Below are 21,123 nucleotides of genomic sequence, written 5' to 3'. Positions count from 1 at the left end.
GGCTATGTTTTACTTTAAAAACCTTTGAGTATCATCCGTCATTTAATTTGATCATTAGAGCCGTCTTTTAAGAACTCATCCGCCAACCTCCCCGCCTTAATCACCACCACCCTGTCCGCCATCGCTATTGTCTCCGGCCTGTGCGCGACGATAATGCGGGTCAGGCCCAGCTCAGTCACGGTGGCATTCACACTACGTTCGTTTGCGACGTCAAGCTGGCTGGTGGCTTCGTCCAGCACAAGTATGCGGGGCTGGCGGTAGAGGGCGCGGGCCAGTAGTATTCTCTGCTTTTGCCCGCCGCTGATGCCTATGCCGCTGTCGCCTGTGATGGTGTAATAGCCCATGGGCATGGCGGTGATTTCATCATGTACTGCTGCCAGTTGGGCGCAGTGGTGTATGCGTTCCCAGTCTGGCAGCGGGTCAAAGAAACAGATATTGTCTGCGATAGAGCCAGAGAACATGCGGTCTTCCTGCATGACGGTGCCTATCATGTCGCGGTAATTGCTTAAGCCCAGGCGTTTGATGGGTACGCCATCCAGCAAAACCTCGCCTTGCGTGGGTGTGAGCAAGCCCAGCATGACCTTGACCAGCGTAGTCTTGCCGCAACCGGAAACACCGGTAATGGCAATGCATTCACCCGCCGCCACGCTGAGATTGATGTTTTCAATTACATTGGGTTCAGTCGGTGAATAGCGGAAAGACACATCGCGTAGTTGTATGCTGGGTTTGACCTTGCTCATATCGAGTTCATGATCATGATCCTGGCTTGTCAGTTCAGTTTCTGCCATGACGATGTCGGCTACTCTTTCACCATGCAGGCTCAGCATCATGAACTCAATGACTTTGTCTATCAGGGCAGCCAGACGCGCAGAGAACTGGTCACGGTAGGCGATAAAGGCCAGCAACATGCCCACAGTAAAAGTATTATCCATGACAGCACGGGACGCCAGCCAGACGATGATGACTCTCTCCAGACCAAACAACAGGGTTTGTGCAGTTTCGTAACTGACACGTATGCGCTGTATGCGCAGGTCTGCATTGAATTGTTCTGCCAGAATATTGAGCCAGCCAGCACGTCTTTGTTCACCTTTGCCAAACAGGCGCACGCTTTGTATGCCGCTGGCGGTCTCCAGAAAATGTGTGGTCTGCTTGGCGGCATGGATAATCTGCTCGGCCGTGGCTGTGCGCAAGGCGGTGTACACGCTCCAGCGCATCAGGGCATACAGCACAACTGCAACCGTCGCCACCAAGGCCAAGCTGCGGCTGTAAAACAGCATCATGCTGAAAGTGCCTATGACCATGACACCATCGACCAGGGCTTGCACAAAACCTGTCGTCAATGTTTTTTGTATGGTGGTGATAGAACCAAAGCGCGAAAGGATATTGCCGATATGTCTTTTTTCAAAAAACTCCAGCGGCAGTTTGACAAGATGCGCAAACACATTGCTCATCCACTGGAAATTGAGCCGGGTACTGAGCGCCACCACAAACCAGCTGCGCACAGCGCTGATTGCTGCCTGTATCAATACCAGTAAACCAAAACCCAGTGCCAGAGTGCTTAACAAATCACGGTCTATCGAAACCAGGGCATGATCGACTACCCACTGCAAATAAAAAGGCAGGGCGATAGAAACAAATTCCAGCGCCAGTGCCAGCAAGAAAATCTGACTCAAGCCACGCTTCAAACCCGTGATGCGCCCCATCAGGCTGCGCAGGGTGAATTGCAGTTTATTGGTCGCAGGTGTGAAGTCGCTGGCAGGGCTAAGTTCCAGCGCCACGCCGGTAAAATGTTTGGAAAATTCATCCAGGCTAAAGCGGCGCAAGCCTATGGCCGGATCATGGATCACCACTTCTTTTGCCGATACGGATTTGAGCACCACAAAATGGTCCATGTCCCAATGCAGGATGCACGGCAATTGCAGTTGCAACAGATGGTTCATTTCCAGCTTGAGCGGGCGACTTTCCAGCTTCAGGCCACGGGCTATCCTGATCAGGCTTTGCAGGGTTGCGCCCTTGCGTGAGATAGAAAAACGCAGCCTGAGCGTGGCCAGGTCAGTCAGGTAACCGTGATAATTGGCCACCATGGCAACGCTACAGAGACCGCATTCTGTGGCCTCTGTCTGCAAAAATACGGGGAGTTGGCGACGTAATCCTAGTCTATCCATTCAAAAAACTTTCTTTGCTGAGCAATTTTGCAGAAGCCCTGTTTTCATCACTGGCTGGCCATGCCATATAAAGGCTCGAGCACCCATTGGGCCAGGGTGCGGTGTTCCAGCACCAGCGTTGCCGCCAGTTGCATACCAGGTTTGAGTTGATAGTTGCGGCCAAAGGCTTTGACCTGCGCACTGTCGAGTTCAACACGCAGGCGATACACAGGTTCACCGCCACCTGCAGAAGCGACCTGGCGGACTGAATTATTGATACCCACCTGTACATCATCGAGAGCAATGGTGGCAACGGAAACTTCTTTGACGACGCCGCGAAACTGGCCAAATTTTTGGTAAGGGAAAGCATCGTAACGCAGCATGACCTCGGTACCTGGATGGACAAAACCGGCAGCGCGCGTGGGTGCGTACAATTCCACTTCCAGCTTGCTGCCCGCAGGCAAGAGATTGGCCAGGCGCTGATCTGCGAACACAGACTGGCCACGGTTGACGACGATGCCAGCAACCCGGCCCGCCTGGTCTGCACGTATCACCAGTTGCCGCCTGGCTTCGCTTTCTGTCACTTGTTGCCGCAGTTCTTCAATATTACGCTTGAGTTGTGAGGCATCGCGCTCGGCCTGTAAAGGCAGGTCCAGCTTGCTGGCGGCCAGCGTGGCAACTTCACGCTGCAAGGCCAGTTGCTCAAGCTCTATGCTAGCCAGACGTGATTCTTGTTCTATGAGGTCGGCTGCTTTTTCATTGATTGCCGCTTTGGAGACATTACCTGTCTTGCCCAAATCCGCCAGGCGATTCGCATTTTCACGTACCAGCTGCACACGGCGGCGTTGCAGTACCAGTTCATTCTCCAGGTGTTGCAAACTGGCTTGCAGTTTGGCGTGGCGACCATCCATGTCCAGCCGCCTGTTTTTTGTTTGCTGCTGTAATTGATCCAGCTCTTGATGGTATTGCGCAATGCGCGCCTGCAAGCTTTGCTTGATGGAAGCCTGGGTATCTGTGCTGCCATTATTGCGCTCACCAGAGAGAGTGAACAAGGCGTCCCCCGCCTGCACCTCTTGCCCTTCTTTGACATGAATGATGGACACGATACCTGACTGAGGTGTCGCCAGCCTGTACAAGCCCTGGTCCGGCACCACCATGCCGCTGACGGTTTCTTTGCGGGTGAAACCAAAGAACAGGGAAAAGAGAACGATCAATACAATCAGGCTGAACAGGAACAAACTGAGCACAGGATAAGACCAGGTACGGGTCAACAAGATCGCGCCATGATAACGCTGTGACTGATGATCGAGCGCTTCTTTGCGGAACAGCTTGCTCATGCGTAAGGTTTCATTAAGTTGCGGGATTTAGTTATCGTAGCCAAGCATATTTTTTCTCTCACTCTCGCCGTATCGACAAAGTAAGTCTGACAATATACCGCAAAGATCATCAAATAAAAAATGTGTGCATGCACTTGCAATTAACATTCTTTGACTATATCTTTATCCAGGCAAACCTTCGTGTGCATCAAACACGACATGTGCGGTTGCAAGCGGAATTCTCTCACTATATTGGAGGAAGTATGCATCATATCCCTGGCGAAACATTGCTTTCGCATGGCGACGAATCAAACCTCATCTCTGCGAATCTACCAGATAAAAAAATCATCGATGGCATGCGTACTCTGTCTGATGAAGAAGTATCGAGTGTAGCGGGTGGGCCTGAAGTACATGTCGAAACAGGTGGCGGTTAGACATTCAAGTCCTGGTAACGAAAGCTTTTGATTTACAAGCCCAATAATGCCTGTCAATTATTGACTATAGAAAGAACAAACGTGAAAAACACAAATACCCTATTGATGCAGTCCACTATAGAGACTGATCAAGATTCATCAAATCAGCAAAGCGAAATGCGTGTGTTGACTGAAAGCGAAATGCTGAGTGTGGCTGGCGGGCCAGAAGTGGATGTTGAATCAGGTGGTGGCGGTTAATCAACCAAGCGCCATTAATGCTATACAGTGAGCTTCAAACATCAATCAACGCATATCAATAGACGTTTTCTCGAAAGAATATATGAAAAATACCTTGAACAAACTCACTCAGGCTGGACCCAACCTGTCAGATGTGCAAGATCATTCGCGTCTATCAGATGCGCTAAATGAAATGCGCGTTTTGAGCGAAAGCGAAGTATTGAGCGTGGCTGGCGGACCCGAAGTTGACGTCGAATCTGGTGGAGGCTGAAATAATTTGTATGTAAAACCTGTATCTAAATCCATGAAATTTCTGATAAGCGATCAACTATTTAAGAAAACCCATGAAAAACACTGAACAGAAAACAACTGAAGTTGAAATCAAACAATCACAGCCTGTTCAAGAGTGCGAAATGCGTGATTTGACAGACTATGAAGTTTTGAGTGTTGCTGGTGGCCCTGAATGTGACGTTGGAAGTGGCGGTTAATCAAATCAGACCAGTAAAACACATCGCCGTCTAATCCAAAAGATTTTTGGTAATCATTCAACCAGTTAAGGAAACCCATGGAAAAGATCGAATTGAATGTATCTGAAATTGAAATTAAGCAACAACCCGCTTATGAGTCAGATATGCGCGTTCTGAGCGAAAACGAAATCCTGAGCGTGGCTGGTGGACCGGAAGTGGATGTTGAATCAGGTGCAGGCTGAAGTTGTAGCTGAATAATCGACTGTGCAATGCAGTTCAGTTAACCGAACTCCATCAAGCGAATTGAAAAAGAATATTCATAGAAAGTGTTGATATGAAAAAAACTGGTATCACAATCCCTGAAACAGCATCAGGCAGCCTGGGTGTTCAAACGACACCGCAAACCGAAATCCGCGTGTTGAAAGATGAAGAAATTCTGAGCGTCGCTGGTGGACCTGAAGTAGATATCGAAGTGGGAGGCGGTTGAGGCTGAAGCTGAATAATCGACTGCAGATAGAGTTCAGATAACCAAGCTCCATCAAGCTAATGAAACAAGAATATTTCTGGAAGGAGTAGGTATGAAAGAAACTGCCACCATAATCCCTGAAACAGCATCGGACAGCCTGGATGTTCAAACTGCACAGCTAGCCGAAATCCACGTGTTGTCAGATGATGAAATTTTGAACGTCGCTGGTGGACCTGAAGTGGATGTTGAAACAGGCGGGTAAAAATAGACGCTGTATTTAAAAGATGCCATTTCCAAATCCATCAAATTTACGGCAATCAGAAAACTACTTAAGGATCACCATGAAAAACATTGAATCTAAAAAATCTGAAGTTGAAATCAAACAGCCGCAGCCTGCTCAAGAGCGCGAAATGCGTACTTTGACCGACTGTGAAGTTTTGAGCGTGGCAGGCGGTCCTGAAGTCGATGTTGAATCAGGTACTTGAGGCTATTAATTCTGGGGGCTGCCGTCTTCATTCATAACGACACCAGCGGTTTGTTGGGGACTTGCCATTTCGTTCCCAACAAACTTCCACAGCACCCATACTGAACTGCCAATTTGAATACTCATTTATCGGTTCAGATTCAGTGACGTTTTTGAAACCAGAGCAATCCAGATTCTAGTTAATTAAACCCCTACCACCTTCAAATACCGCCTCAAAGCCTCACTAGGCGTTTTCAATAAAGCAGCACAAGCCTCTACATCGCCAGCACTGGTTTCCAGTGACTGGCGAATTTCTTCTACGGGTATCTGTTCCGCGCGGCGTATCTGGCTGTGGTTGTCGAGCAGCTTGTACATCGAAGGGCGTGAGACACCAAGCTCTTGCGCTGCGCCCTGTATATACCAGTCGTTGTTTTCCATCGCGCGTAAAACATCGTCGTCACTGAGCTCGGCCAGTTTTTTGCGGGGGCTGGCTGGCTGCGGAAATTTGCTGTCTGTGACCATGCTGGCTTGTGCCACGCTGGATGGAGCTTTGTGCGTGGTTTTGACCAGGCTGGCGAGTTGTGGTACTTCACCCAGTTGCAGGGCCAGCAGGGCGCGGCGCAGGACGTGGGACAACTGGCGGATATTGCCTGGCCAGTCGTAATTGGCAAATTCGCTAACCAGTGCCACTGGCAGGCTGTTGCCTATTTCGTTCGACAGTTTGCTGGTGCTGAGCAGGTGCAGCAGCAAGACGCCTATATCTTCACGGCGAGCGCGTAATGGTGGCAGGTGGATGATGAAGCTTTCGAGGCGACGCAAGAGGGCCTGGTTGAAGCCTTCGCTGTATAAATCCTGGTCCGTCGCGGCGATCAGGCGGGCGCTGGATTTTTGGTCTTGCTGGGCACCGAGCGGGCGGTAATCACCACTCTCCAGTACGCGCAAGAGCATGGGTTGTATGCTGCCCGGGGTATTGCCTATCTCATCAAGGAAGAGTGTTGCGCCTTCTGCCTCGGCAAACAGGCCTTTGCGGGCATTTTGTGCGCCTGTGTAGGCACCTTTGACGGCACCAAATAAATCAGCCGCCGCCAGGGCTTCATTCAAAGCGGCCATGTTGACACTGACCAGTTCTGCACTGGCTCGCTTGCTATAGGCATGGATGGCGCGGGCGGCGATTTCTTTGCCAGTTCCAGTTTCACCCAGCAGCAAGACGGGCAGCTCAGTCCCGGCGACCTGGCGTATCTGGTCGCGGGCGACGATGGCGGCGCTGCCTACACCGATGAAGCCAAGAGCAGGATTATGCTTGGGCAGGCAGCGCATCCAGTGCAGGCAGATGATGATGGCGCGACCCAGGCCGAGGATGATGCCTGCTTCCAACTGCTCGCGGCTGAATGCTACAGGTGCATTGATCTCTTCCCCATTGACCTCGACCACCATGCGGCTGGCCGGTGGCGTGATGAGGATGTTGTCATAGCCATCGCGGCTGATGCGAACGGGGTCACGCGAGATGCCGCCATAGCCCAGCGGCAGGCCGTCTTTGCCGGGGTGACGGAACAGCGGCAAGAAGCGATTGATCTCAACCTTGCCATCAGGGTTGCTGGCCATGAACTGCTCACCTATGCGCTGGCTGTCTGGATGCCAGATGATGGTGAGGCCCAGCAAGGCCGAGGCATTGTCAGCCAGTTTGGCCAGGGGTGAGGTCAGGGTGTAGTCGGTATCGGTCATTGTGTTGGCGGTGAAGCTGGTAATTAGCTAGTACTTGAATGTAAGCGACAGTGTAAAGCGCCAATGTAAATTTGTATGCTTTACATGTCAATTGTGGTCGAAAAAACCTCTTCTCCCCAGGGAAACGATGCTGGCACGGGCTTTGCAAATAGACATGCATAGCGCAAGTGAACCTGCTTGCCAACTGAAGGAGAGAATCATGCCAACCACTCAAATCTTGCTTGCTGTACTCAATCTGCTGTTGTTCATGCTGCTCAGCAAAATGGCGCTGAAAGCCAGGCTGGCCCGCAATATAGCCATGCGTTTGCTGACAGACGACGTGTATTACCATGAAACCCGTGGCGTGCTGATACAAAAAAATATGGAGAGCGCCAAATTGTCTTGCGGCCGCGTCCGGATCAGCAGCATCGCCAAAATTCCTGCCAGCCGCAAGCAAGACCCGCAAGTGGCCTGGTTTGCGGCAGTCCACACATCTACCCACATGCGCCTGCGCCCTTTGCCAGAAGCGGCGCCGTCAGTGCTGGAAGTACCGTATGCCTTATGGGCCACCACCTGGGCATCGAAAGATACGCCCTGGTCTACCACGGTCAGCATGAAGCAGGAAAAACAGCCAGCACTGGTGGCCGGGGCTGTGGCTGAACCTGTCGTCGAAGTTGCCAAAGAAAAACCCGCCCGCAAACCCGTCAAATCACCCGGCAAGACCGCCGCAGATTTGCTGGAGATGGGGATGATGCAGCGCGTTGCCTTTTAAAAATCTGGAGCACTGAAGAATGCCAACCGTATTTCAGGAGTTAGCCATGAAGCCAGCACAGCCATTCACGACTGCAGACATGTTATTGAAGCTAGACCCGGTTGGTGACTTTGAACTGTACCAGGGATGCCTGCCACCCATGCTGAGGCTGCAAGCCAATCTGTTTGGTGAACGCATACCCACCGAGGCAGAAGAGGCGGCGGCACTGGATACCTTCCGTGCTTTGTATGGAGCAGCCAGAAATGGGTTTGACAGGCGCAAGTCAGACAGACGGCTGGACCCGGCCAGGCTGGCGAAAACTGCAAACTATCAGCGCCGCAAGAACGACGATAGCAATAACAGTATGTAGCTTCATGTGATCACAACATGAACACACGTCAGCACACATAGCAGCGCATAAGCGCAGCAGGCAAGCCAGTAATCATAAAAAAAAAACAGGATCAGAGATGACGACAGAAAAAAAATTGCTCGCCCAGGATGAACTAGACCCACTCGTCAATTTTGCGCCAGAGGAACCTGGTCTGCAATGGCAAAGAATCACAGGCATGGCTGTGCATAATGATGCCAACTGGGCGCTGGAAATTTGTCGCATGACTTGCATGACGCTGGCGGAAGCCAAGGCCTTTGCAGCCGCAGATGACCGCATCACTTTTTTCTTTTATGTCAAACATTACGCCATCATGTGCCGCCATCAGGTCTTGCATGCGGGCGATGTGGTATTTTTTTCTGGTACGCCTACGCTGGTGGCAGAAAGCGGCGCTGACAGTTTTGAAAAACCGGCAGCGACAGGCAGCCGTTTCAGCATCACGGCGGCTCCCGGAAATAACTGGGTCAGCATACAGGCACAAATGCAGGTACCTTTTTTAAGCAGCACGCAAGCGCATGCCTATCTATGGCCATGCCTGCTGCCAGGCCAGGGGTATGGTAGCGAATCGCTTGGTGGTGGCTTGCAGGCTGTACTCAGTTATAGCCCGCCACAAGAAGCCGGTGCGGATATGGCTGCACATCCCTTTGCCCAGGGTGGCTGGTGGGTATGCGGGCAATACGTGCATGCTGGTGGCAAACCTCACCCTGTGCAAGCCTGCTTTGGTGGACCTTGCATGGCAGTCAGCCCTGGCGATATCTTGAGTTGCCGCATCGTGTATGAGGCAGCCAGCCGCAGCTGGCTGCAAACCATCACGAATACCAGTAATAAAAACAGTGTGTCTTTCCCGGTATCAGTGACGCAAAAATCCGGGCAGGCCCAGGAAAAAAACACCCTGGGCTTTTGCCTGGAAAAACTGTTGCCAGCCCGCCAGGGGCTAACCAGGAATGATGATTTATATCAGTGCCTGAGTCTGTTCAATATCATCGCCAAAGTCGCTTACCCGCAGGGCAATCTGGGGCAAGACCTGAACCATCTGCCCTATCTGGAAAATGCCAGGCTCAGTGATGACCAGACCAGTTTGCATATCGCTCGCATCGTCTTGTACAACCCAATGATGCATGTAGGGGAGTAATCAGCTTATGTTGCTCTCCGTTTTCCAGTTGTTGAAAAACGTCTTGAATACGGCGAGCACTTTATCGATATCTGCAGCAGAGATATCCAGATGAGTGACCATGCGCATATGCGGTGTCACCCTGGCAATGATGCCATGCTGGCGCAGCAGGCTGTCAAGACCAGCACAGGCCGCTGCGGGCAAATCAGCGTAAATGATATTGGTTTGTGGGGTTTGTACGCTCAAGGCATCGATCTGGCGCAAGCCGTGCGCCAGGCGTTCTGCGTTGTCATGGTCTTCAGCAAGCCGTGCCATTTGATGTCCCAGCGCATACTGGGCTGCTGCAGCCAGTCCACCGGCCTGACGCATACCGCCACCCAGCATCTTGCGCCAGCGCGTCGCTTGCGCAATGAGAGCCTTGTCACCGCAGAGTACAGACCCAACCGGCGCGCCCAATCCTTTGGACAGACACACAGAAACACTGTCAAAACCCCTGACTGCCTCTCTGGGGCTGATGCCCAGTTTGACGATGGCATTACAGATACGCGCGCCATCCAGATGAGTGGCCAGGCCACGCTCATGGGCCAGACTGGTGGCTGCCCCGGTGTACTCAAGGGACAATACCTTGCCGCCTATGGTGTTTTCCAGTGCCAGCAAACGGCTGCGGGCAAAATGGAAGTCATCTGGTTTGATGGCTGCGGCGATATCTTCCAGGGCTATCGTGCCATCGGCCTGGTTTTGCAAAGGTTGCGGCTGTATGCTACCCAGCACGGCTGCGCCGCCACCTTCATATTTATAGGTATGTGCCTCTTGCCCGGCGATGTATTCATCACCGCGCCCGCAATGGCTGAGCAAGGCCAGCAAATTGCTTTGCGTGCCGGAGGGGGCAAACAAGGCCGCCTCATAACCAAACAAGTCTGCGGCATAGTCTTGCAGGCGGTTGACGCTGGGGTCGTCGCCATAGACATCATCACCAAGCTCGGCAGCATGCATGGCGGCACGCATGGCCGGGCTGGGGCGGGTTACAGTATCACTGCGCAGATCTATCCAGCTGCTTTGATTTTCTGACATGGTTTTCCTTGTAAGACTGGCTATTTGCATACATGCATTCTAGCAATTTTCATCTGACAATTTTTAAAAGCAAAAATGCGCCTATCCATGCAACAGAAAACGCTACACTGTTGCTCTTGTTCATGCTTACCAGATCAACCACTCATGCGCAGTCGCACGGCCCTATTTGCTGCCTGTCTGTTTATGCTACTGGGCTTTATCAGCCCGGTGGTGGTATCTGGTCTGGTGGATTTTTCGCCGGGCCTGATTGACTATGTGGCCAAGCGCTTTGGTGTGGAGGGGCCACGTCGCCTGACGCAAATGCAGGTTGCCATCAACAAGATCAAGGCCACAGCCGGCAAGGACTTTGCCAAAAACGTCTTGCGCTCTGCCGATGGACTATATGAAATGCCGGTCCTGCGGCAGGTAAATGATTTTTATAATCGCGTGCCCTATCTGAGCGACCAGGAACACTGGGGCGTCAATGATTACTGGGCCACACCGGTGGAAATGATTGCCTCATGGGGTGGTGATTGCGAAGACTATGCAGTGGCCAAATACATGACGCTGAAAGACCTGGGTATACCAGCCGAGCGTTTGCGTATCACCTATGTCAGGGCGACACGCATAGGTGAAACCCATATGGTACTGGCTTATTATCCCAGCCCTGCGGCAGAACCCTGGATACTGGACAATCTGGAAGATGAGATACAGCCAGCCTCGGCCCGTACTGACCTGGTGCCTGTCTACAGTTTCAATGATGATGATTTATGGCTGGCCAGCGGCAATACCCGCAAAGGTGGGGCATCGACGGTGCGCCTGTGGAAAGACCTGATAGAGAAGATGGTCAAAGAAAAACGCATGTGAGGTGCTTACTCACTCTGCTGCAGCCACAACAATCTTTTCTGGCGCGCCGAAATAGAAACCCTGGCCGCATTCTATATGGTCGGCGATCAATAATTGCAGGCTGGCTTCTGTCTCTACATTTTGCGCAACCAGGGAAATACCCAGGGATTGCGCAAATTTGACGATGGCGCGTAAATGCGCGTGACTGTTTTCATTCTCGGACACTTCCTGCACCAGGCCACCATCGAGCTTGATGTAATCTGGTGGCACTTCGCGGATAAAGTTCAGGGCATGCGGGTCGAGACCAAAATGATCGACACCAAAGCGCACACCGGCAGTACGCAGGGCGCTGACAAATCTCCTGGTGACGGCATGGTCCCTGGCACAGGCAGATTCACTGATCTCTACCGACAGGCGTGCTGCCAGCTCCGGCGAGTATTTCAGACGGGCGATCAGCCAGTCGCGGAATTCCTTGCTTTCCATGGATTGCAGCGAGACATTGACGGCGATATTTTTGTAGCTGCCGGGATTTTTTTGCAACATGTCCATAATCAGGGTGATCACAGCCTGGTCTATCTCTGGCATCAATTGATGACGCAGGGCCATGGGCAGGAATTGATTGGCTGGCACCAGATTACCCTGGGTATCAAGCAGGCGTGAAAACACTTCATGATGGACCAGCTGGCGCAATTGCAGGCGCATGACAGGCTGGGCAAACAAGACCCAGCGGTTTTCTGCCAGGGCATCGCTGATCATGGTGCGCCAGCCATGTGAGCCGGCCAATACCGCTTCGCTGTCTTCCATCGCGGTGAGGGTGATTTGCCCGTTGCCGGACTGGCGCATGGTTTCTATGGCGAGGTCAGCATGAGAAAAAATATCGCCGCGCTGCTGTGCTGGCCCAAACACCACGGCACCAGCCGCCAGCCTGACCTGGCGCGATGCGCGCAGCAATACTTGATTCAATCTGTAATGCAGAGCATCAATCAGCAAGTTCATGGCCTTCTGGTCTACATCAATACAGACTACAGCCATGGAACTGCCGCCTATGCGGCCAAGGACATGGCTATATTTGCTGACGACTTCCTGCAAGACTGTCGCGACGTCGGCCAGCAAGGTATCGCCCTGTTGATAGCCATAGTGGTTGTTGTATTCTTTCAAGCCATCGAATTCAAAGACGAAGATAACCGCGCTTTCAAAGCGCCCGTCTTCTGACAGCAGATGATTGAAACGCAAGTCAAAGCCATGGCGGTTTTCCAGACCAGTGACTTTGTCGATGAAGGCATCACGCCTGAAACCATCGGCCCGGCTGATTTCTGCATCCAGCATGCTGGAGATGCGTTCCGTCATATGATTCATGGCAAGTACTACACGCTGCAGCTCACGTGTCTGCGGCACGATCTCTATGCGCTGAAAACGCTTGGCCTGTATGGCGATGGCGACTTCTTCTATTTTTTCCAGCGGGCCGAGTATGATCCTGAGCAAAACGGTGGTCAGGCCCAGCACGATGAGATACATGACAAACATCCATAAAGCCATTTCCTTCATCGAACGCCACAAGTATTCATAGGCATAGGCAGGATGACTGATGACGATGACTTTACCGAGTTGACGCCAGCCGGAAGAAATGAAAGCTTCCCCTGCCGGTGTCTGCAAATCAAATAGCGAGGGCATCCAGGCAGGTACATTGTCCTTGCTGCCCGTCAGTTCTTTATTGATGATGACTTTGCCTGCTGGATCAAGTACCACGATTTTCTTATAATAGCCGCGGTCAAACAGGGTGGAAATCTGGATATTGGCCAAAGTCTGGTCGTTTTTGACCAGTGCCTCTTCCAGCGGCCGTGACAAGGCCGTGGCGGCATCCTGTGCATGTGAGGCCAGTTGCTGTTGCAAATAATCCCGTGTCGTCAGCACCGACAAGGTTTGCAAGCCAAGGAACACGGCAAAAAAGATGATGGAAATTGCGAGCAATAGTTGGCGTCTCAACGTCATATGGTCTCTTTGTGTGTTTTCATTCCCTGTTTCAGTCTGTTATTTTTTATAAACCACGGCCAGATGGTGACTTTAACAAGAAAATAGCATTTTCCACTTATTTCTTCTGCTTTATTTCGAGATTTACATAAAATTATAGTTGTGTGTCAGGCTTTATCCAGCTTGCCTCTTTCAACTGTAAACAGGGTGTGAGGCGGTTTGCACCAATTCCCGTCAAAGTATTTTAATAAATTTTATATGACCGATATCAATATTTTACGTAACAAGATCAATCTGGAAACCGCAGCTTACCCCTGGAGTGAATTATTGCGCCACTTTGCCAGCGGTACGGTACTGGTAGTGAAGCCCGGCCTGGACCTGGTGGAAGTAGCCCTGTTGATGGCGCAAGACCATGCCGATGAAATCGCCGCCTTGCTGGGAGAGGGTTATCTGGCGAAAGTCAGCGATGAACAAGCCCAGGCCTGGCTGGAGCAGGATGCCCAGCACTGGACCGTTGTCGTCAAGCCCTGGATACTGGTGCAGGAACGCGAAAAACAGGCTTGAACTTTTAATAAGTGGCCAGGGTCTGAATCAGGAAATCGGCTTTGAAAGGACAAAATGCAATTTGTGCTGACGGAAACTGGCAAACCTGTCAAAAAACCCGGGCTACCCGTGATGACTATTTTCCTGGTCATTCTGGCTCATATTCTTTTTTGGCAATTATTGCAAAGTTCCAACAGCTCTTTATATCCCCACAAAAGTACGGATATTCACTACCTTGAGTTTTTACAAGTCCCCAAACCTGTCGTCACAGAGCCGGTAAAAACAGCCAGTCTGCCTGTCAAACCTGTGCTGGTGAAAAAGCCCACCAACAGGCCAGCGCCAGCAAGCCGTAGTCAGGCAGCACGACAAGTCCCAGAACCAGTTGCTGAAGTTACAGACAAGCACACGCCACCTGCGCCGCAAGCCAGCAGTGATGAACGCCCCGGAATTACCGCACCCGGCCTGGATCTGGATACCGTACGCAGCTCAGCCCTGGCGATGGAGCGCAAGCGCAAACCAACGGAAATCGAGCAAATGCAGGCTAGCCACCGTCAGGCTGACAGCCTGGAAAAACGCCTGGGTGAAGGCACCAAAAGGGCAGAAAAGAAAGATTGCCTCAAGGCATTTTCAGGCATAGGCGTGCTGGCTGTCATCCCTCTGGTAGCAAGCACCGTTATAGACACTGGATGCAAATGGTAATGCTTTGACCAGCTCGGCTATAATGCCGGATTCCGCATTTTGATTTGTTGTTGACTTGTTGTCATTTTTACTTAAATGGCAATTTTCATTTTATATCTGGATCATTCATGAAAAAAACTTCTTATCTGTTCGCCGCCATGTTGCTGGCAGCACTTGGATCTGGCTTCTACCCCGTGACTGTGAACGCTGTTCAGGCGCAAGAGGCAGCCGAACCTGCCAAGCAAACCGTGCGTGCAGAAATGGGCAAGCCACTGAATGAAATTCAAGAATTATTGAACGCCAAGCAATTTCCTCAGGCACTGGAAAAAATTAATGCTCTTGATGCCCTGGACAAAAAAACGCCATATGAAATGTTTGCCATCCACCGCCTGCGTGCAGTAGTTGCGTCCGGCACCAATGACTCAGCCCTGCTGGCAAGCTCCTTTGACAACATGATCAACACAGAATTTCTGAAAGAACCAGAAAAACTGCGTTTGATGGAAGCCATGGCTGGTACCTGGTTCAATGAAAAGAAATATCCGCTGGCCAGGGAATGGGCCAGCCGTTATCTGGCGAAAGACCCAGCCAATCAGGGCATGAATAATCTGCTGGCACGCGCTTACTATCTGGAAAATGATTACGCCAATACCATCAAGGTATTGAATGCCCAACTGGCAGAAGATGACAAAGCCAAGCGCACTCCTACCCTGGAAAACCTGAAACTGCTGGGTGGCTCTTATCAGCAAATCAAGGATAAAAACGGTTACGCAACCGTACTGGAACGCCTGATCGAGTTGTACCCGCAAAAAGAATACTGGGCTGACATTCTGTACACGATAGAAAATCGCCCTGGTTTCTCTGACCGCTTGCGTCTGGACATGTATCGCTTGCTGCTGGCAACCAATAATCTGGAAGAAGGTCCGCAGTTTGTGGAAATGACAGAACTGGCCTTGCTGGCTGGTTTGCCTGCAGAAGCCAAGACTACCGTTGATGCTGGCTATGCTGCCAACCTGCTGGGTACAGGCAAAGACGCTTCCAAGCACAAGCAATTGCGTGACAAAGTCAATAAACAGGCTGCTGACGATATCAAAACCTTGGATGCAGGTGAAGCCTCTGCAAAAAGTGCAAAAACTGGCGTAGGCTTGCTGAACATAGGCTACAACTATGTCATCAATGGCCAGCATGAAAAAGGCCTGGCATTGATGGAACAAGGTCTGGCCAAAGGTGGTTTGAAATCTGTTGATGAAGCCAAGCTGCATCTGGGCATGGCTTACCTGCAGGCTGGCAATCGTGACAAGGCAAAAGAAATACTCAAATCCATACAAAGCAAAGACGGTGCTGCCGATCTGGCGCGCTTGTGGTTACTGGTTCCTCCTGCTGGCAGTAAAGCTGCACCTGCTGCCAAATAAGTAATTGAAGCAGTTCTGGCTTATTGAGTTATTGAGTCGGGACAAGTAATTAATTAGCGCGGTATACCACTTGGTATGCCGCGCTTTTTATTTCTGGCTACTTTTGGCTCATGAATAAAAAAAGGCTGTTTTGCATGATGCAAAACAGCCTGTCAAATTCAGGACCGCAAGCTCTGATTACGGTACTGACGGTACTCCTTTGGATACTCTTGCTACCCGGCCTCGATGAGGCCCGGGCAAAATTTACAGTGAATTATGAATGGTATGCAGACTCACCATGGCTGGTGATGTCCAGACCTTCACGCTCTTCATCTTCCGGTACGCGCAGACCAACGACCAGATCAACCAGTTTGTAAGCAACGAAAGAAACCACACCTGACCAGATGATGGTCGTGCCTACTGCTGTTGCTTGCGTCATGACCTGGCCAAAGATGTCATATGGATCAGCCGACATTTTGTTGGTGACATAATCAAATATGCCTTGACCGCCGAGGGATGGTGCAGCAAACACACCGGTCAGCAAGGCACCCAGGATACCGCCTACGCCATGTACACCAAAGACGTCGAGAGAATCATCAGCACCCAGCAAACGCTTCAGGCCATTCACACCCCAGAGGCAGACAATACCTGCCAGCAGACCGATGACCAGAGCGCCCATAGGGCCAACAAAACCGCAAGCTGGTGTAATCGCGACCAGACCAGCTACCGCACCGGATGCGCCACCCAGCATGGAAGGCTTGCCTTTCGACATCCACTCACCAAACACCCATGACACAGTTGCTGCAGCCGTTGCCAGCAAGGTATTGATGAAGGCCAGTGCCGCAACATCGCCTGCTTCCAGAGCAGAACCCGCATTGAAACCAAACCAGCCCACCCACAACAGGGATGCACCTATCATCGTCATTGTCAGGGAGTGAGGTGCCATGGATTCTTTACCATAGCCCACACGTTTGCCTATCAGGTAAGCACCAACCAGGCCAGCCACCGCTGCATTGATATGCACAACCGTACCACCAGCGAAGTCCAGCGCGCCTTTTTGGAACAGGAAACCAGCTTTGGCAGTTTCAGTCGCCAGGGTAGCTGCATCCTTGATTGCATCAGGGCCAGTCCAGAACCAGACCATATGAGCAACAGGCAGGTAGCTGAAAGTGAACCACAAGACCACGAACAAAAGAACTGCCGTGAATTTTGCACGTTCGGCAAAAGCACCGATGATCAGGCCACAAGTGATGGCCGCGAATGTTGCCTGGAAAGCGACATAGGCAAATTCAGGTATGACGACACCTTTGCTGAAAGTCGCCGCAGTGCTGAAGCTGGCTTTGGCAGGGTCCCAGATACCATTGAGGAACATGCGGTCAAACGAACCGATGAACCTGCTGCCTTCGGTAAAGGCCAGCGAATAGCCGTAGATGCACCACAGGACAACGATCACCGCGAAGATCATGAAGACCTGCATCAGGATGGACAGCATGTTTTTGGAGCGGACCAGGCCACCATAGAACAAGGCCAGGCCAGGGATGGTCATCAGGATAACCAGCAGCGTGGCAACCATCATCCAGGCGGTGTCGCCCTTATTTGGTGTTGGTGCAGGTGCTGCAGGAGCTGCCGCACTGGCGGCAGCTGGTTCAGCCGCGGCTGCCGGGGCAGAAGCGGGCGCAACCACGGCAGCTGCCGGAGCAACTGCAACTGGTGCCGAGGCACTGGCCGATGCCGATGTCGTTGCAACAGCCGCTGCAGCCGAAGCTGCTACTGGTTCAGCTTTGGCAGATGCATCCTGGGCTGACGCCACAGAGGTGAAACCGACGGTGACCAGCAAGGCCGTCCCTGCCAGTATGTTCTTCAACAATTTTTTCATGTGAACTCCTGGTAGGCTATCAGAGTGCGTCGTTGCCGGTTTCACCGGTACGAATACGCACAACTTGTTGCAAGTCATAGACAAAAATCTTGCCGTCACCAATCTTGCCGGTGCGGGCCGCAGTTTCTATCGCTTCGATGGCGCGATCAACGATGGCATCATCCACCGCTGCTTCGATTTTTGTTTTAGGCAAAAAATCGACCACGTATTCAGCACCACGATATAACTCGGTATGACCTTTCTGACGGCCAAAGCCTTTGACTTCAGTCACGGTTATGCCTTGCACACCAATGGTGGACAGTGCTTCGCGAACTTCATCGAGCTTAAAAGGCTTGATAATTGCGGTAATCAGTTTCATGCTAGCCTCGAATATTAAAATGTTTTAACTGCAGACAATACCAAAGTCGTTTTGCCTGTGAACTTGCCAGCCGGAGTGACATACAGTTTTTTCTCTGCATTCGTGCCCAGTGCGGCGATACCAAAATTCACGCCAAAAAACTCTTTATTCAAACCAATTTTCCAGTCGGCATAAGAGTAGGCACCGTTATTCTTGATATTCTGACGACCTACGTGCACTGCCAGGTTATAACCCTCTGGAAGTTCCACATTCGCGCCCAGATCCAGGTAACCACTATTTTTACTATCCACAAAACCGAACAAATTGGTAACAGAGTGTGAATACTTGACATAGAAAGGACCCATACCTACCTGACCATAGACTTCTGTCGTGTTGGCATCAGCAAAACCGGGAACCTTGTTCAAACCGTTGGATGGATAGACATACGTCAATACGCCAACATCATATGAAATATCCTTGACGATCTCGCCTTTTTTACCGGCATACAAATCCCATTCAAGATCGCCACCACCGCCTGCATCCTTGGTCCATTTAATCGTGGACAACCAGGTACCCGCATAAAAGCCGCTAGGGTTGTGGACATAATCAGCACCGCCCTGCAATGCAGGATCAAGACGTGATTGCGCAATTGCACGATAGCGGTATTCGCTGACTACGCCTACGTTGAAGCTCACTTCATTGTCTGGCTTGGCTTCTGGCTTGGCATCTTCTGCATGGGCAAAACCACCAAGGAATGATGTGGCTACAGCAGCGGCGATTACTAATTTTTTCATTGCGCTTCCCCCTATTGAATAAAGATTTGATTTAATTGGATTGAAACCGGGACAGCATCCCTTTTGCACATCTGTGAAGACCTGGCTTTGTGCATTGCATCTGAAGGACACTTAAATTCTTCTTTCCCTTTCCTGTTAGCAGGAGTCGTGCCAACCATGAATATCTATTCAATTAATCTGGCATACAGCAGCGTAGGTGCCTGTCTTCATCTGCATACAGCCCCACATTAATATTGCAGCGCAATACCAGTGGCTGGCCGGGCAAGATGCGCTATCATTGCTCTATAGGTAAAATTGCAAGCGAAAATACCTGTTTGCGCACCAATATGGAGCAGCATGTGGATTTGCACAAAAAAATGGCAAAGCCGAATTTGCACCATAATCGTGCAACTACAAAATAGAGGATAAAAATGGATAAGCAAAATTTCTTTAATGACATGCAGGCCAAGATCAGCCAGGTGCTGGAAAATTCGCCAGCCAAGGACATAGAAAAGAATGTCAAAGCCATGATGAGCCAGGGGTTTTCCAAGCTGGACCTGGTGACACGCGAAGAATTTGATATACAGGCACAAGTCCTGGCCAAGACCCGCGCCAAACTGGAAGCACTGGAAGCCAGGGTAGCCGCACTGGAAACACCGCAAAAAGACGCTTAAGCAGTACGCATGTCCTTAGCCGTCCTCAAAAGTCGCGCCCTGAATGGCATGGATGCGCCGCAGGTGACTGTAGAAGTGCATCTGGCAAATGGTTTGCCTGCATTTACTATCGTTGGCCTTCCCGAGACTGAAGTCAAGGAATCCAAGGACAGGGTCAGGGCAGCATTGCAAAATGCCCGCTTTGAATTTCCGGCCAAGCGCATCACGGTTAACCTGGCCCCGGCCGATTTACCCAAGGAATCCGGCCGCTTTGATTTGCCCATAGCTCTGGGCATTTTGGCGGCTTCCGGGCAAATACCAGCGGATGCGCTGGAACAATATGAATTTGCTGGTGAATTATCCTTATCCGGCGAACTGCGCCCGATACGTGGCGCCCTTGCCATGACGTTTGCGATTTGCAAAAGCCAGCAAGAGTCACAACAGGAACCGGCCTTTATCTTGCCGCGTGCGAATGCTGACGAAGCAGCCCTGGTCAGTGAGGCAGCTATTTATCCGGCAGATTCACTGTTACAAGTATGCGCCCACTTCGCTGGAGTAGATGGAGAGCAAAAGCTGCAACGCCATAGCCCTGCATCACAGGCAGCGCGACCGCATTACCCTGACTTTGCCGAAGTCAAAGGCCAGCTCCAGGCCAAACGAGCGCTGGAAGTGGCTGCGGCAGGAAACCATTCTGTGATTTTGATTGGTCCACCAGGCACTGGCAAATCCATGCTGGCAGCCCGCTTCCCGGGTATTTTGCCCACCATGACCAATCAGGAAGCACTGGAATCGGCAGCAGTGCAATCTCTGACCTCGGGCTTTTCGATAGACAAGTGGAAAGCACGTCCCTACCGATCACCTCATCACACAGCATCTGCCGTGGCACTGGTAGGTGGCGGTGGTACACCAAGGCCGGGCGAGATTTCTTTGGCACACAGGGGTGTTTTATTCCTTGATGAATTGCCAGAATTTGACCGCAAAGTGCTGGAAGTATTACGTGAACCGCTGGAATCAGGCCACATTAGCATCTCCAGGGCGGCGAGGCAGGCGGATTTCCCGGCACGTTTCCAGTTGATTGCGGCAATGAATCCCTGTCCATGTGGCTACTTCGGGCACAGCAATGGCAAATGCCGCTGTACACCTGACATTATTGCCCGGTATCAGGGCAAGATATCCGGCCCTTTGCTGGACCGCATAGACATGCAAATACAGGTCGGTGCCTTGCCGCATAGCGATTTGCTCAAGCAGGCCGATGGTGAACGTAGTGCCGCTATCCATGCACGCGTGGAAACTGCGTTTGAGAGACAACAGCAGCGTCAGGGCAAGGCCAACAATCTCTTGTCCACGACTGAAATTGATCTGCACTGCAAACCGGACGAACAAGCCGGGCTGCTCTTGCGCAATGCCATGAACAAACTCAACTGGTCGGCACGTGCCTACCATCGCGTATTGAAAGTCGCCCGCACTATTGCCGATCTGGCTGGCTCTGCACAGATAGCAACGCCACATGTAGCGGAGGCGATACAGTACCGGCGGGCGCTCAAAGACCAGTGA

General features: G+C 51.4%; 25 protein-coding genes. 17 read left to right on the top strand and 8 right to left on the bottom strand.

Annotation, left to right across the window (positions count from 1 at the left end; translation table 11 throughout):
* Window positions 1–38: 38 nt before the first annotated feature.
* Window positions 39–2,165, bottom strand: a complete 2,127-nt coding sequence (locus DFR42_RS09840; protein ID WP_110254771.1) for a peptidase domain-containing ABC transporter — start codon at window positions 2,163–2,165, stop codon at window positions 39–41.
* Between the two features lie 47 nt (window positions 2,166–2,212).
* Window positions 2,213–3,481: an HlyD family secretion protein gene (locus tag DFR42_RS09835; RefSeq protein WP_110254770.1), complete on the bottom strand. Its 1,269-nt coding sequence runs from the start codon at window positions 3,479–3,481 to the stop codon at window positions 2,213–2,215.
* 242 nt (window positions 3,482–3,723) lie between these two features.
* Here DFR42_RS09835 and DFR42_RS29170 point away from each other — a divergent pair, with 242 nt between their 5' ends.
* From DFR42_RS29170 to DFR42_RS29135, 8 genes are all read left to right on the top strand, one after another.
* A complete protein-coding gene (locus DFR42_RS29170) occupies window positions 3,724–3,894 on the top strand; it encodes a hypothetical protein (RefSeq protein WP_170133476.1) in 171 nt (56 codons plus the stop codon).
* A gap of 81 nt (window positions 3,895–3,975) precedes the next feature.
* Complete coding sequence (locus DFR42_RS29165; RefSeq protein WP_170133475.1) at window positions 3,976–4,131, top strand: hypothetical protein; 156 nt, start codon at window positions 3,976–3,978, stop codon at window positions 4,129–4,131.
* 82 nt (window positions 4,132–4,213) lie between these two features.
* Window positions 4,214–4,381, top strand: coding sequence for a hypothetical protein (locus DFR42_RS29160; RefSeq protein WP_170133474.1), 168 nt, complete (start codon window positions 4,214–4,216; stop codon window positions 4,379–4,381).
* A gap of 73 nt (window positions 4,382–4,454) precedes the next feature.
* Window positions 4,455–4,598 (top strand): hypothetical protein, encoded by a 144-nt coding sequence (locus DFR42_RS29155; RefSeq protein ID WP_170133473.1) that lies wholly within the window; start codon window positions 4,455–4,457, stop codon window positions 4,596–4,598.
* Between the two features lie 77 nt (window positions 4,599–4,675).
* Window positions 4,676–4,819, top strand: coding sequence for a hypothetical protein (locus DFR42_RS29150; protein WP_170133472.1), 144 nt, complete (start codon window positions 4,676–4,678; stop codon window positions 4,817–4,819).
* A gap of 92 nt (window positions 4,820–4,911) precedes the next feature.
* Window positions 4,912–5,064 (top strand): hypothetical protein, encoded by a 153-nt coding sequence (locus DFR42_RS29145; protein WP_170133471.1) that lies wholly within the window; start codon window positions 4,912–4,914, stop codon window positions 5,062–5,064.
* Window positions 5,065–5,155: 91 nt separating this feature from the next.
* Window positions 5,156–5,305, top strand: a complete 150-nt coding sequence (locus DFR42_RS29140; protein ID WP_170133470.1) for a hypothetical protein — start codon at window positions 5,156–5,158, stop codon at window positions 5,303–5,305.
* 79 nt (window positions 5,306–5,384) lie between these two features.
* Entirely contained in the window at window positions 5,385–5,528 is a 144-nt protein-coding gene (locus DFR42_RS29135; protein ID WP_170133469.1) for a hypothetical protein, read from the top strand.
* Window positions 5,529–5,710: 182 nt separating this feature from the next.
* On the opposite strand, the gene DFR42_RS09830 is transcribed toward DFR42_RS29135, so the two are convergent.
* Entirely contained in the window at window positions 5,711–7,228 is a 1,518-nt protein-coding gene (locus DFR42_RS09830; RefSeq protein WP_110254769.1) for a sigma-54-dependent transcriptional regulator, read from the bottom strand.
* A 199-nt stretch (window positions 7,229–7,427) separates the two neighbouring features.
* Here DFR42_RS09830 and DFR42_RS09825 point away from each other — a divergent pair, with 199 nt between their 5' ends.
* The 3 genes from DFR42_RS09825 (at window position 7,428) to DFR42_RS09815 (ending at window position 9,478) form a co-directional block, all read left to right on the top strand.
* Window positions 7,428–7,979, top strand: a complete 552-nt coding sequence (locus DFR42_RS09825; protein ID WP_146218815.1) for a hypothetical protein — start codon at window positions 7,428–7,430, stop codon at window positions 7,977–7,979.
* Window positions 7,980–8,025: 46 nt separating this feature from the next.
* Complete coding sequence (locus DFR42_RS09820) at window positions 8,026–8,328, top strand: hypothetical protein (protein ID WP_110254767.1); 303 nt, start codon at window positions 8,026–8,028, stop codon at window positions 8,326–8,328.
* 97 nt (window positions 8,329–8,425) lie between these two features.
* Window positions 8,426–9,478 (top strand): hypothetical protein, encoded by a 1,053-nt coding sequence (locus DFR42_RS09815; RefSeq protein WP_110254766.1) that lies wholly within the window; start codon window positions 8,426–8,428, stop codon window positions 9,476–9,478.
* Here the strand turns inward: DFR42_RS09815 and ltaE are convergent, their stop codons facing one another.
* Window positions 9,479–10,528: a low-specificity L-threonine aldolase gene (gene ltaE / locus DFR42_RS09810; protein ID WP_110254765.1), complete on the bottom strand. Its 1,050-nt coding sequence runs from the start codon at window positions 10,526–10,528 to the stop codon at window positions 9,479–9,481. It lies immediately after the preceding gene.
* A gap of 144 nt (window positions 10,529–10,672) precedes the next feature.
* Here ltaE and DFR42_RS09805 point away from each other — a divergent pair, with 144 nt between their 5' ends.
* The gene (locus DFR42_RS09805) at window positions 10,673–11,374 is read left to right on the top strand and encodes a transglutaminase-like cysteine peptidase (protein ID WP_211324223.1); all 702 of its coding nucleotides are present in this window, start codon (window positions 10,673–10,675) and stop codon (window positions 11,372–11,374) included.
* 9 nt (window positions 11,375–11,383) lie between these two features.
* On the opposite strand, the gene DFR42_RS09800 is transcribed toward DFR42_RS09805, so the two are convergent.
* The gene (locus DFR42_RS09800; RefSeq protein ID WP_110254764.1) at window positions 11,384–13,342 is read right to left on the bottom strand and encodes a bifunctional diguanylate cyclase/phosphodiesterase; all 1,959 of its coding nucleotides are present in this window, start codon (window positions 13,340–13,342) and stop codon (window positions 11,384–11,386) included.
* Between the two features lie 237 nt (window positions 13,343–13,579).
* On the opposite strand from DFR42_RS09800, the gene DFR42_RS09795 reads away from it, so the two are divergent.
* The 3 genes from DFR42_RS09795 (at window position 13,580) to DFR42_RS09785 (ending at window position 15,951) form a co-directional block, all read left to right on the top strand.
* Window positions 13,580–13,885: a DUF2288 domain-containing protein gene (locus DFR42_RS09795; RefSeq protein WP_110254763.1), complete on the top strand. Its 306-nt coding sequence runs from the start codon at window positions 13,580–13,582 to the stop codon at window positions 13,883–13,885.
* Between the two features lie 54 nt (window positions 13,886–13,939).
* Window positions 13,940–14,563 carry a hypothetical protein gene (locus DFR42_RS09790; protein ID WP_110254762.1) on the top strand — a complete coding sequence of 208 codons (624 nt, stop codon included), beginning with the start codon at window positions 13,940–13,942 and terminating at the stop codon, window positions 14,561–14,563.
* A 107-nt stretch (window positions 14,564–14,670) separates the two neighbouring features.
* Complete coding sequence (locus DFR42_RS09785) at window positions 14,671–15,951, top strand: tetratricopeptide repeat protein (RefSeq protein WP_110254761.1); 1,281 nt, start codon at window positions 14,671–14,673, stop codon at window positions 15,949–15,951.
* Window positions 15,952–16,204: 253 nt separating this feature from the next.
* Here DFR42_RS09785 and DFR42_RS09780 read toward each other — a convergent pair whose 3' ends face one another.
* The 3 genes from DFR42_RS09780 to DFR42_RS09770 are packed head-to-tail and all read right to left on the bottom strand — an operon-like array spanning window position 16,205 to window position 18,937.
* On the bottom strand, window positions 16,205–17,806 hold the full coding sequence (locus DFR42_RS09780) for an ammonium transporter (RefSeq protein ID WP_110254760.1): 1,602 nt from the start codon (window positions 17,804–17,806) through the stop codon (window positions 16,205–16,207).
* Window positions 17,807–17,825: 19 nt separating this feature from the next.
* Window positions 17,826–18,164, bottom strand: coding sequence for a P-II family nitrogen regulator (locus DFR42_RS09775; RefSeq protein WP_110254759.1), 339 nt, complete (start codon window positions 18,162–18,164; stop codon window positions 17,826–17,828).
* Between the two features lie 14 nt (window positions 18,165–18,178).
* Complete coding sequence (locus tag DFR42_RS09770) at window positions 18,179–18,937, bottom strand: TorF family putative porin (RefSeq protein WP_110254758.1); 759 nt, start codon at window positions 18,935–18,937, stop codon at window positions 18,179–18,181.
* 410 nt (window positions 18,938–19,347) lie between these two features.
* Between DFR42_RS09770 and DFR42_RS09765 the strand changes: the two genes are divergently transcribed.
* Window positions 19,348–19,590, top strand: coding sequence for an accessory factor UbiK family protein (locus tag DFR42_RS09765; protein WP_110254757.1), 243 nt, complete (start codon window positions 19,348–19,350; stop codon window positions 19,588–19,590).
* A 9-nt stretch (window positions 19,591–19,599) separates the two neighbouring features.
* Entirely contained in the window at window positions 19,600–21,123 is a 1,524-nt protein-coding gene (locus tag DFR42_RS09760; RefSeq protein ID WP_110254756.1) for a YifB family Mg chelatase-like AAA ATPase, read from the top strand.

The organism is Undibacterium pigrum (genome assembly GCF_003201815.1).
GTDB lineage: Bacteria > Pseudomonadota > Gammaproteobacteria > Burkholderiales > Burkholderiaceae_D > Undibacterium > Undibacterium pigrum.
Note: the sequence above shows the minus strand (reverse complement) of the source record. Positions and strands in the feature narration are given on the sequence as shown.